The organism is Kangiella taiwanensis, from assembly GCF_020005165.1.
Lineage (GTDB): Bacteria > Pseudomonadota > Gammaproteobacteria > Enterobacterales > Kangiellaceae > Kangiella > Kangiella taiwanensis.
In genome coordinates this window covers 16927-29304 of record NZ_JAHCLT010000003.1, presented here as the reverse complement: position 1 = coordinate 29304, position 12378 = coordinate 16927, and the positions used below count along the sequence as shown (strand labels likewise).

At 43.3% G+C, this 12378-nt stretch carries 11 protein-coding genes; 3 read left to right on the top strand and 8 right to left on the bottom strand.

The annotated features are described in order from the left end of the window. Nucleotide 1 precedes the first annotated feature (1 nt). From KFK88_RS09365 to lrp, 7 genes are all read right to left on the bottom strand, one after another. The gene (locus KFK88_RS09365; RefSeq protein ID WP_223578900.1) at nucleotides 2-2257 is read right to left on the bottom strand and encodes a mechanosensitive ion channel domain-containing protein; all 2256 of its coding nucleotides are present in this window, start codon (nucleotides 2255-2257) and stop codon (nucleotides 2-4) included. Nucleotides 2258-2439: 182 nt separating this feature from the next. Further along, nucleotides 2440-3708 carry a serine--tRNA ligase gene (gene serS / locus KFK88_RS09360; RefSeq protein WP_223578898.1) on the bottom strand — a complete coding sequence of 423 codons (1269 nt, stop codon included), beginning with the start codon at nucleotides 3706-3708 and terminating at the stop codon, nucleotides 2440-2442. A gap of 25 nt (nucleotides 3709-3733) precedes the next feature. After that, entirely contained in the window at nucleotides 3734-4117 is a 384-nt protein-coding gene (gene crcB, locus KFK88_RS09355; RefSeq protein ID WP_223578896.1) for a fluoride efflux transporter CrcB, read from the bottom strand. 7 nt (nucleotides 4118-4124) lie between these two features. Next, a complete protein-coding gene (locus KFK88_RS09350) occupies nucleotides 4125-5465 on the bottom strand; it encodes a replication-associated recombination protein A (protein ID WP_223578894.1) in 1341 nt (446 codons plus the stop codon). Nucleotides 5466-5482: 17 nt separating this feature from the next. Further along, nucleotides 5483-6157 carry an outer membrane lipoprotein chaperone LolA gene (gene lolA, locus KFK88_RS09345; RefSeq protein WP_223578892.1) on the bottom strand — a complete coding sequence of 225 codons (675 nt, stop codon included), beginning with the start codon at nucleotides 6155-6157 and terminating at the stop codon, nucleotides 5483-5485. A gap of 325 nt (nucleotides 6158-6482) precedes the next feature. Then, nucleotides 6483-8837, bottom strand: a complete 2355-nt coding sequence (locus KFK88_RS09340; protein WP_345252517.1) for a DNA translocase FtsK — start codon at nucleotides 8835-8837, stop codon at nucleotides 6483-6485. Nucleotides 8838-8954: 117 nt separating this feature from the next. After that, a complete protein-coding gene (lrp, locus tag KFK88_RS09335) occupies nucleotides 8955-9458 on the bottom strand; it encodes a leucine-responsive transcriptional regulator Lrp (RefSeq protein ID WP_223578889.1) in 504 nt (167 codons plus the stop codon). Between the two features lie 150 nt (nucleotides 9459-9608). On the opposite strand from lrp, the gene ald reads away from it, so the two are divergent. Further along, complete coding sequence (gene ald, locus KFK88_RS09330; RefSeq protein WP_223578886.1) at nucleotides 9609-10742, top strand: alanine dehydrogenase; 1134 nt, start codon at nucleotides 9609-9611, stop codon at nucleotides 10740-10742. A gap of 68 nt (nucleotides 10743-10810) precedes the next feature. On the opposite strand, the gene KFK88_RS09325 is transcribed toward ald, so the two are convergent. Continuing rightward, nucleotides 10811-11017 carry a cold-shock protein gene (locus KFK88_RS09325; protein WP_046561259.1) on the bottom strand — a complete coding sequence of 69 codons (207 nt, stop codon included), beginning with the start codon at nucleotides 11015-11017 and terminating at the stop codon, nucleotides 10811-10813. Nucleotides 11018-11303: 286 nt separating this feature from the next. On the opposite strand from KFK88_RS09325, the gene KFK88_RS09320 reads away from it, so the two are divergent. Together KFK88_RS09320 and KFK88_RS09315 are read left to right on the top strand one after the other, a co-directional pair. Next, a complete protein-coding gene (locus KFK88_RS09320) occupies nucleotides 11304-11939 on the top strand; it encodes a DsbA family protein (RefSeq protein WP_223578885.1) in 636 nt (211 codons plus the stop codon). Between the two features lie 3 nt (nucleotides 11940-11942). Beyond that, the gene (locus KFK88_RS09315; protein ID WP_223578882.1) at nucleotides 11943-12371 is read left to right on the top strand and encodes a DUF1801 domain-containing protein; all 429 of its coding nucleotides are present in this window, start codon (nucleotides 11943-11945) and stop codon (nucleotides 12369-12371) included. Nucleotides 12372-12378 lie beyond the last annotated feature (7 nt).

Genomic DNA, 12378 nt, shown 5'->3' with positions numbered 1-12378 from the left:
GTTATTTCTTATCGTCTTTTTTTGATTCTTTAGCATCTTTTAAAGGTAGCGACTCACCTGTAACCGACTGTAAAGGCAAAGACTGCTTATCTTCATCGTTAACAATATTCAGGTGCACATCGCGTTGTGGGAAAGGAATTTCAATACCGTACTTTTTAAACGCTGTATCAAGCTCCCACATGTAAATACTGCTGATCCTCGTCGGGCGTCTGACGCCATAATGCGCAACCCACACCAATAACAAAAAGTTGACACTGTTGTCACCAAAGTCAGTTAACCAGACATCAGGCTCTTTGCCAGGAATATTTTTTAACGTGTACTGGACATTATTAGCCGCTTCTATCGCTGCTTTTTTAACGATTTCTTTATCTGTACCGTATGCAACGCCAAATGGAATACGAACTCGTCGGGTTGACTCTTTGAGCGTCCAGTTGGTCACAATGTTCGTCACCATGTATGAATTCGGAATAATTACATCAATGTTGTCATTGGTGTTAATCCGAGTGCTACGAGTTTTAATCTCACGAACCTGCCCGGTTGTACCGTCTTCAAGTTCGATATAATCGCCCACTTTGAGCGTTTTCTCGAACATGATGGTTAAACCCGACACGAAGTTACTAACTAAATTCTGTAAACCAAAGCCGATACCAACCGATAGTGCACCAGCAATTAAGGTTAAATTGCTAAGGTTTAACCCTAGTGCGCTAAAGCCGGCGACTGCTGCAATAAAGATAATCAGGTAGTGAATCAGTCTGTGTAATAAATACAACGACGAGCTGTTTTTAATTTTGTGCTTCTTTTCAAATCGATGAACAAGGAAGCTGACCAGCTTAGAAACAAGATAACCAATTAAAATGATGAAGCAGAGATTAATCAGCGGCAATAGTGTGATTGGGCGTTCGTTAATGCTAAATAAAGGTCTGTTTACCAACTTCACAGCGGAATCCCAGGCCTGCTCAGTAAACTCTTTGATTGAGTCCCAAGTTTTGTTGAGCCCCGTTTGTTGTTTATCTTCGATATCCTTTAAAAGGGATAAGAGTAATTCGTTATCGCTAATCGTGATTCTGACGTCAGACATGGCCCGTAGTAACTGCTGAGCCTTACGTCGTCGCTCATCTGATAACCTTTGTAGGTTTTGCTTCTCTTCCGTGGTTTGCTGCCTTAAGTTAATGTCTGAAGACAGTAATGTGTCCCTAGCTAAGGTCTCAGCTTTTGTTACCTCATCCTCAGCTAATTGAATCGCTCGCTCTGAGCCCGCGATAAGATTTCGCAATTCGTCTAAATCGGGCTTGTCTCCTTCTTCAAGTAAGCTAATAGCAGCTAACCGATCTTGATCATCAGCACGTTGAATTTTAAGTAATACTTCGTGATAAGCCAGTAAAGACAGCGCCAAATCTAGCTTTAAAATTTCATAGCTAGTAAATCCTATGCTCGTTTCGGAGATATCACGACTTAACTTTAAATTGAGCTGCTTGAGATCCTCATCCAGTTCTTCTTTTTCTTGTTGAAGCTTTTCTCTTTCTTCTTGCGGGTAAGGCTCAAATGAAATTCTCTGACGAGCCTCTTCAAGAGTACTCTCCAAGCTTTCATACTCAGTGTTTAAACTATCCTCACGACTTTTAAGGTTAGCTAAAAGTTGTTCTTCAATAACTTTGCTGAGTTGACTGTTAATCCAGTTTAATACTATCGATAGTTGCTCAACACTACCGGCATCACTATTAAGGTATGAAACCTTGAGAACATCCAGTGTGTTCGATGTTTGCCCAATACTATCCGTTACTCGGCTAATCTCTTCTTGCGTTTGTTTAAGCAAAAAGTCTACCTGCAGTCGAAGTTGGTTTACTTCTAAATAGTCTTTAACACTGTAGGTCTCTTTGAGAATTAACGCTTTGGGTATATCGAGGTCATTTTTCTTGGAGTATTTAAGCTTTTTGTACTCTTGTGCAAGGTTCCGAATAATCGCTATTCGCTCTAATAATTCACCTCGTTGCTCCCCTTCTACCTCATTAACAGCAGACTCTAGTTTTTTTATGAATTTTTGGAACTGGTCTTCGAACGTTTTAGCTTCTTCTAATTCTTTATACTGATTCCACCAACGACTACTTAAATCTCGAATATTGGGAGTTTTATCTGCCGAGTCTTGTTTGTCATTGAGTAAATTGAGAGGGTCTTGATTAGAGGCAGCATAAAGAGAGGCAGGAGGCACTGATATGCCTAGTATAAACAGTAACAGTATTAGGCCAAAGTAGCGTTTCATCAAAAGTATTTTAGTTCCTTAAAAGTCATGTATTGCTTCAATATTGATAATCAGTGTATCACTTTACGTCGCTAAATTATTCTATCATAAGGAGTTTTTTGTAAAATCAAGCTAGCTTCTTATGTTTTACTGCCCAGTTTTTGGGCATACATAAAAAAAGCTGCACAAGGCAGCTTTTTCTTTTAACTCATGTAAGGCTTTAAAGCATCGGGAATATCTATGGTGCCATCTTCATTCTGGTAGTTCTCCAAAATAGCGACTAACGTACGCCCTACAGCCAAACCAGAGCCATTCAAAGTATGTAGCAACTCCGGCTTACCGGTTTCAGGGTTTCTCCAGCGCGCCTGCATACGACGTGCTTGAAAGTCACCCGTATTACTGCACGAAGAGATTTCGCGGTAAGTATTTTGGCTTGGCAGCCAAACTTCAATATCGTAGGTCTTGGTCGCACCAAAACCAATATCGCCTGAACATAAATTAACGACTCGATACGGAAGCTCAAGCAGCTGCAACACCTTCTCGGCATGACCAATTAACTCTTCAAGCGCTTGCATAGAGTCTTGAGGCTTAGTCATATGCACCAACTCAACCTTTTCAAACTGGTGCAAACGAATCAAGCCACGGACATCACGCCCATACGATCCCGCTTCACTTCTAAAGCATGGTGTGTGTGCAGTGAACTTCATAGGTAGCTCATCTGCCTCAATGATTTCATCCCGCACCATGTTCGTCACAGGTACTTCAGCCGTTGGGATCATGTAAAGTTGCTTGCCGTCTTGGTTCTTGCCTTGGGCTTTGAACAAGTCCTCTTCGAACTTTGGTAACTGCCCCGTCCCAGTCAAACTTTCAGCATTAACTAGGTACGGCACATAGATTTCTTCATAACCATGCTCTTTTGTATGCAGATCGAGCATCATCTGTATCAAAGCACGATGAAGCTTGGCCACAATACCACGCTTAATCACAAAGCGACTTGCTGAAATTTTGGCAGCACTAGCAAAATCGATACCGTTAAGGTTTTCACCCACTTCTACGTGGTCTTTTGGTTCAAAAGAGAAATCCCTTGGTGTCCCCCACTGCCTAACTTCTACGTTATCGTTTTCGTCTTTACCTTCGGGAACAGACTCATCTAACAGGTTAGGAATACCAGCCAGCATATCATCAAGCTGCGCCATAACCTCATTAAGACGCTCTTTTCCGGCATCTAATTTCTTTCCTAGGTCAGCAACTTGGTCTAATAAAGGCTGGATATCTTCACCACGAGCTTTAGCTTGACCGATAGACTTGGAACTCGTATTACGCTCGTTTTGTAATTCCTGAGTTTCCACTTGAATTTGCTTACGCTCATCTTCAAGTTTTTGATACGTTGCAACGTCCAGCTCAAACCCGCGTTTGGCTAAGTTTGCTGCGACTGCGTCAATGTCGTTACGTAATAGTTTTGGATCAAGCATTAGAATTTAATAGTCCTATGAATTATTAGCCCGACATTCTACCACCAAGCCAAGCGCCAACAAACACGAAAAGCAGGCAAAGTACTAAATTTCCAAGAATATTCATGCCGGCTTTTAGCCAAACTTGTTGTTGCAACAGGTACATCGTTTCTAGTGAGAATGTCGAAAAGGTGGTTAGGGCTCCCAAGAAGCCAATCATAATGCCCTCTTTAAGGGTCATCGAAACCTGAGCATTCTGCCAATAACTGAGCAAAAAACCAGCAACGAAGCAGCCCACAACATTTGCAATCAAGGTACCGTATAGAAACTGCTCACCGAATAACCACTGTGAAAAATCACGAATTTTGAAGCGCGTAATAGCACCGAAAGCACCGCCCAGACCTATAGCTACTATAACTGCCCAGTTCATACCTTAGCTAACTCCTCTTAAGTGCTTCTTCTGTTCGTTGTTGTAGCCACGCCATTTTTTCAGCAATTTTCTTTTCCAAACCACGCGGCACAGGCTGATAGTACTCAGCTGGCATTTTTTCTTCCGGAAAATACTCCTGTCCTGCCGAAAATGCATCTGGTTCATTATGATCGTAACGATACCCTTTACCATACTCCAAGTCTTTCATCAGACTGGTTGGAGCGTTTCGAATATGCATCGGCACTTCATAAGTTGGCTCATTACTGACATCTTTGCGCGCTTGATTGTAAGCGTTATACACAGCATTACTTTTGGGTGCGCAGGCTAAGTACAAGATCGCTTGTGCAATCGTCAATTCTCCCTCTGGACTCCCAAGACGCTCTTGTACATCCCAAGCATTAAGCGCCAGGGTTAAACCACGAGGGTCAGCGTTTCCAATATCTTCACTGGCCATCCTGACCACACGGCGAGCCACATACAGCGGATCACAGCCCCCATCTAGCATTCGGCAGTACCAATACAAAGCGGCGTTAGGGTCACTGCCACGAACAGACTTATGAAGCGCTGAAATTTGGTCATAAAAGTGCTCACCACCTTTGTCAAAACGCCTCAGGGACTGAGTTAAAGTTTCCTCAAGGATTTTTTGGTTGATCAATGGCGCTTCGTCATTATCAGCCTGCGCTAATTCGGAGGCTAACTCAAGAAAATTTAACAGTCTGCGACCGTCACCATCAGCAGCCTGGATGAGTATTTCAGCTGCATCCTCTTCGACATTCAGCCCAGTGGCGCCAAGGCCTTGTTTTTCATCTTTAAGCGCACGATCTAGTAGTTTTCGTAGCGCCGAGCTGGATAAGTCTTTGAGAACAAAGACTCTTGCTCGCGATAACAATGCATTGTTTAGCTCGAACGACGGATTTTCAGTGGTGGCCCCAATAAAAGTCACGGTGCCATTTTCCACATAAGGTAAAAAAGCATCTTGCTGCGCTTTATTGAAACGATGAACCTCATCAACAAACAGTAAGGTTTGCTTGCCCTGCGCTTGGTATTGTTTCGCTTCCTCAACTGCTGCTCGAATATCTTTTACGCCAGCTAACACTGCTGAGATAGTAATAAAGTGTGCGTTTGAAGTATTGGCGATTAATCGAGCTAAGGTGGTTTTCCCAGTGCCGGGAGGGCCCCAGAAAATCATCGAGAAAGGTTTTTGGGCTTCTATGGCCTGAAAAAGAGGTTTTCCAGGCGCCAGTAAATGCTCTTGACCAACATAGTCCTCAATATTCTGAGGGCGCATACGGTCGGCCAAGGGGACATAAACATGTGAGTCGTTAAATAATTGGTCCTGTTGACTCATGTAAGTCGCATAAATCGCTAAGGTTTATCAGCATTGTCCGCGACTTTTTCACGATTATCAATAACATCAACACCTTCAGGGATTTCAAAGCTAAAATGCCCTTCTTCGAATTCTGGTTCAAGGTTAACTTCAGAGAATTCAATTAGGGTGCTCTGACCAAGGTTGTCATTAACCTGTAAGGCCACCAGATCATCCCCTTTAAACTCAATAAGCAAGCGCTCAAATAAAGCGTCATCAGCTTTAGAACTCAACTGGAACAACAAAGAATCTTCCGTTTCAGACGCTATTTCGGCAACATTATAATTATCAACGATATCAACCTGCTCTTTGGTCAGGATAGCGGCAGGTGTCGTTTCTAAGCTTTCATCAAGCCCCGATACATTGATTTGTTCAATATCACGGTCAAACTGCCACAAGCTCTCTCCATCCGCGACAATTTCTTGCTCGTAGGGATCTGACACAACCCAGCGAAACTGTTTAGGACGTTGCAGTTCGAAAGAGCCCGACGAACGATCTAGCACCGTATTAAACTCATCACGAATTTCTTGGGTGAAAGCCGCTTTGTACGTATTGATATTCTGTAGCTTTTCTTGCAGCTTGTGAGCTGCATCAGCTTGAACATTCAAACTAGCAACTAATAAACTGATTCCCAGCGTTAAAATTCTAACGGCTTGTTCAAATAACGTTTTCATATAAAACCTTAAAAGCTTTTATTTATTGTTTACTGTTATACAGCCCCAAGGCTGAATTTTGACTTAACAATTTTGTTGTTTAGAGGCATAGAGCCAGTTATGGAGCTTAGAATCATTAACGAAACAGCCCAGTGCAGATTCAGCGTTAGTGGCCTAAAACTGCACATTTGGTTTTGAGCGTTAACGAAAACAGTTTAGTACAGATTCAGCGTTAGTGGTGCTGGCAAGACGCGGCGTAACTTATTTTTTGCTAGGAGTTTACATGCAGTAAATGACGAAGCAAAAAATAAGTTACAACAAAGTATTGCCAAACAAACTAGCTGAATTAGTCTTTAGGCGGTGGCGGCGCTAACACCTCCCTCGCCCCGTTACTGCCCATCTCCGACACAATACCCGCAGCCTCCATAGCCTCAACCATACGCGCGGCTCGGTTATAGCCAATCTTTAAGCGACGCTGGATACCTGAAATTGAGGCACGACGACTTTCTGTCACAATGGCAACCGCTTGGTCAAACAATTCATCTTGCTCGCTATCACCACCGTCCATTCCCGGCATGCCTGGCACTGGCACTTCGGAAGTCCCGCTGATCACCTCTTCGATATAGTCTGGCTCACCGCGTTGTTTCCAATCTTCGACTACTCGATGTACTTCATCATCATCAACAAAGGCACCATGAACACGGGTCGGAATATTGCTACCACCCGGTAAGTACAGCATGTCACCCATGCCGAGAAGTTGCTCGGCACCTGTCTGATCAAGCACGGTTCGTGAATCAATCTTTGAGGATACCTGGAAACCGATACGAGACGGGATATTCGCTTTAATCAAGCCGGTGATAACATCTACCGATGGACGCTGTGTCGCCAGTATCAAGTGGATACCTGCAGCACGCGCTTTTTGTGCAATACGCGCGATTAATTCTTCAACTTTTTTGCCGACAATCATCATCATGTCAGCTAGCTCATCAATCACAATCACTATTGACGGTAACTTATCCAATGTTGGCGGCGCTTCTTCTAAATCATCCGTCGGTTGCCATAATGGATCTTTAATTGGCTCGCCAGCCTTGATAGCATCTTTAACTTTCTTATTGAAGCCCGCAAGATTACGCACACCTAACGCCGACATTAAACGATAACGACGCTCCATTTCACCAACAGACCAACGTAATGCATTCGCCGCGTCCTTCATATCCGTGACCACTTCACACAATAGGTGCGGGATCCCTTCATAAACACTCAACTCAAGCATCTTAGGGTCAATCATGATCATGCGTAAATCTTCAGGCGATGACTTATAGAGCATACTGATGATCATGGCGTTCACACCGACGGATTTACCTGAGCCCGTTGTACCAGCAACCAGTAAATGCGGCATCTTAGCCATATTAACCACCACAGGATTACCAGCGATATCCTTACCCAGCGCCATACTCAATGGTGATTTAGACTTTTCAAATTCATCACACGCAAGAACTTCACGAAGTCGAACAATCTCACGGCTTTCATTAGGTATCTCAATACCGATGTAAGTTTTCCCAGGAATGACTTCAACCACTCGCACAGAGATAGTCGATAATGAACGAGCTAAGTCTTTCGCCAGATTCGAAATCTTACTGACCTTAACGCCTGGTGCTAGCTCGAGTTCGAACCGAGTGATCACAGGACCAGGGTGAACTTCCATCACTTCGGCATCAACATTAAAGTCTTTGAGCTTCAATTCGACTAGGCGAGACATCGCCTCAAGCGCTTCTTCCGAATAATGATTCTTTGGCGGTTCAGGCTCGTCCAACAGCTCCATTCTGGGCAAAGGGCCTTCGCCTGCACCTTCGAATAATGGCTTCTGCCGTGTTTTCTTTTCCACTGTCGCGCTTGGAGGAACCGAGGCAACTTTCGGTTCAATTTTGACCGGCTTTCGTGTTTCTCTTTTGGTTTTTTCTTGCTTGATGGCTTCTTTTCGCTTCACCACCACCTGTTTCACTTCTTTGGCTTCTTGTTTCTTTTCCTTAAACGACGCATACCAAGCTCTGAAATTGTTGAAACTATTGATAGTCCAGCTGCCCACAGCGTCCATGATTTTAAGCCATGAAATCCCTGTGAAGAGAGTGACACCTGACAGGAATAGCGCCAGCAAGATCAAAGTAGTACCGTAAAGCCCCAAAGAACCAATAATAAGGCCCACAATGGCTTTACCTAAAATTCCTCCCGAGAAATATACAATGTCCGTTTGTTGCTGACACACTTCCATGCCTGCAACACAACGATCGCCAAAATGCTGATAGAGCAAGCCCGCACCTGCAATGATAGCGATTACCAAGCCAACACTTTTAATGAGCCAAAAGCTTTTAGGGTGAGAAACATCTTCTTTGCGTTCGCTATAGACAAGGTAGCCAAAGTAAGCAACGACCAATGGAATCAAGTAAGCCAGATAACCGAACAGATGTAGGAAAAAGTCTGCGAACCATGCTCCACCCTTACCTGCCGCGTTTTGCACAGGCGCACCGCTACCGTTGGTAAAAGAACCGGGATCATTCGGGTTATAGCTCAGCAAAGCCAACAGCAAAAACAAAGCAATCGTAACCAGGATGATCATCCCGCCTTCGCTAAGTCTTTTACGGAGTATTGCCTTTGAATCTAACTGAGTATCTTTTTTCTTCGTTGCAGCTTGTTTTGTTTTAATTTTACTCAAAATATTATCCTAATCGCTACCTACTACCCATTCTAATCGAAGTTACAGCTATCTCAAGCACCATAATGCAAAAACGCTAACGAAGCATAATTGCGCATAAAGTTGACATTAATCATTTGATTTTTGGTCAGAAATTGGCAACAAACTGGTTTCTTTGACCTCTTCCATCACCATATATGAGCGTGAAGCCCTGACACCCGGCAACTTCAACAAGGTTTCGCCCAACAATTTACGATATGCCTGCATGTCCCCAACGCGCGCTTTAACCAAATAGTCGAAATCGCCAGACACCAAATGGCACTCTAATATTTCTGGAATATTGGCCACCGCATTATTGAACTCAGTAAACATGTGTGGCGAAGTGTGCATCAATCTAATTTCAGCAAATACCAGCAATGATGCTGACAGTTTCTTTGGATTTAATTTCGCCGAATAACCTTCAATAAAACCATCCTGCTCAAGCCTTTTCACACGCTCCAAACAAGGCGTTGCACTTAAGCCAACCAATTTAGCCAACTCTACATTAGAGATCCGACCATTAGCCTGTAATTCACGAAGAATTCGGCGGTCAATACGGTCAAGAATTTGCTTGTTTGAACTTTTAACTTTCACAGAATAAAAACACTGTTTTTTTAACTAATACAGATATTTATACTACAAAAAGCCAAACATTAGCAAATAAAACTGGATAAACAGCATTATAATAGCGATTTTTACTACCCCTCAAAGGGCTTAATTCAACCGTCAATTTGGAGCAATATTATGTTGATCGGTGTACCTAAAGAAATCAAAAATCACGAGTACCGCGCAGGTATGGTACCGGGCAGTGTTCGTGAAGTTATCGCGCATGGTCACGAGGTTATCGTCGAGACTAATGCTGGTGCTGGCATCGGCTTTACTGACGACGATTATGTCGCAGCTGGCGCTACTGTTGTGGATACTGCAGAAGAGGTATTCGCGAAAGCTGAAATGATCGTCAAGGTCAAAGAACCTTTGGCTGAAGAGCGTAAACGTTTACGTAAAGACCAAATTCTATTTACATACCTGCACCTTGCTCCAGATATGCCACAAACTCAAGATTTGGTTGATTCAGGCGCTATTTGTATTGCGTATGAAACAGTTACTGGCCGTACAGGTGGTTTACCACTATTAGCACCGATGTCTGAAGTTGCTGGCCGTATGTCTATCCAAGCAGGCGCTCAATGCCTTGAGAAGTCTCGCGGTGGTCTAGGTATGCTATTAGGCGGTGTTCCGGGCGTATCTCCAGCTAAGTGTGTTGTTATTGGGGCTGGTGTTGTTGGTAGTAACGCTATCCGCATGGCCGTTGGTCTTGGCGCTCGAGTCGTTGTTCTCGATCGCAACGTTGACGCCCTACGTCGTGTCACAGCAGAATTTGGTTCTCGCGTTGAAACGGTATTCTCAAGCCAAGAATCGCTTGAGCAAGAAGTAACTACAGCAGATTTGGTTATCGGCGGCGTATTAATTCCAGGTGCAGCAGCTCCAAAGCTGGTTACAGAAGACATGGTCAAAAACATGAAACCTGGCTCTGTATTAGTGGACGTAGCTATTGACCAAGGCGGTTGTTTCGCAACCTCTAAGGCAACAACTCACGCAGAGCCTACTTATATCATGCATGATGTTGTTCACTATTGTGTTGCCAACATGCCTGGCGCTGTACCGCGCACATCAACCTTCGCATTGAATAACGTAACCCTGCCATACATTATCACCATCGCGAATAAAGGCTACCACGAAGCGCTAGCTCGTGATCCGCACTTGTTGAATGGTCTGAATGTCTACAAAGGGAAAGTTACTGAAAAATCAGTAGCAGAGAACCTAGGCTTTGAGTACGTTGATCCGAAAGATGCGTTAGAAATCAGTTACGATACCCTGTAAAAAGTATCAACCAATAAAAAAGCCGCTCAATTGAGCGGCATTTTTTTTTGAAACGTTTAAAGTATCAATTATACTTTAGTAACGTTAGCAGCTTGAGCGCCTTTTGGGCCTTGCTCGATTTCGAACTCAACCTGTTGGCCTTCTGCTAAAGTTTTGAAACCGTCACCTTGAATAGCGCGGAAGTGTACGAATACGTCTTCGCCAGCTTGCTGTTCGATGAAACCAAAACCTTTAGACTCGTTGAACCACTTAACTGTACCAGTTACTTTTGACATCTTATTTCTCCAAAGCTAATTGCTTAAAATTAATGTTTGCGTTCTTTGTCCCCTATGGACGTTAACGCGGGTGTTACTGAGATAAAAACGGCATTAACTTAGATAACAAATAGCGGTGGTACGACAGTAAGTGTTCAAAGTTGGTACTTTTCATCACTTGGGTGTAGCATCGAACATATGTATCTTTCGTGTTAGCTGTTATTTTAACCAGCGTGAGTAGAATACTATATACACAGGGGAAGTAAAGTATTATTTTGTACATTCATGTAACTGTCACGCTTTTCATATGTCTGTAAAACTCTTTTATTTTCATGATCCTATGTGTAGCTGGTGCTGGGGTTTTGCACCAACTTGGACCCAACTTCAGAGCCGTCTGTACGATGAACTTGGAGATCAACTTTCGATTGAGTACGTTCTCGGAGGATTAGCACCTGACAATGATCAGCCAATGCCCGAGGAAATGCAAAACACACTACAAGGCTATTGGCGTAGAATTGAAAGCTTACTAGGGACTCAGTTTAATTACGATTTCTGGGATCAATGTCAGCCTAGACGTTCAACCTACCCTGCTTGTCGCGCGGTTATTGCAGCGGCAAAGCAAAATCATGAAAAACACATGATTAGGGCAATCCAGGAAGCCTATTATCTCCGCGCTATGAATCCTTCTGATACCGCTACGCTTGAGCAATTAGCCAGTGAACTAGAACTTAAAAAAGAGCAATTCGCACAAGACTTACGCTCACCAGAGACCGAGCAATTACTTATGGAGCAAATTGGGCAGTATAGGACATTATCAGCAAACGGTTTTCCCTCTTTAGTTCTAGCCTTGGATTCTGAGCTTATTCCTATAGCGATAGATTACAAGCGTGATGAAACGATGTTTGCTATGATAAAAAATACCTTAAAAGAAAAGCTTCAGTAAGTTATGGCTAAAACGGAAAACAAAACAAAACCGACGGGCAAGTCTGTTACAGAGTTCTTAAACAAAGTGGAGAACGAACAAAAGCGTGCTGACAGCTTCGCTATTCTAGAAATGATGAAGGCGCAAACTGGCTTAGAGCCTAAAATGTGGGGCGATAGTATGATTGGATTTGGAGAGTTTCACTATAAATATGCTAGTGGGCACGAGGGTGATATTTTTCTGGTTGGCTTTTCTCCTAGAAAGCAAAATCTCACGTTATACGTAATGGCTGGAATCAATCAACATCCAGAGTTGCTAGAACGGCTTGGAAAGCATAAAACGAGCAAAGCTTGCTTATATATCAATAAGTTATCAGATGTTGATACTGAAGTACTGGAAGAGATTATTAAGAGCTCAGCAGAGTATACTGCAGAGCACCAATCAGGATGCTAGAAACCAA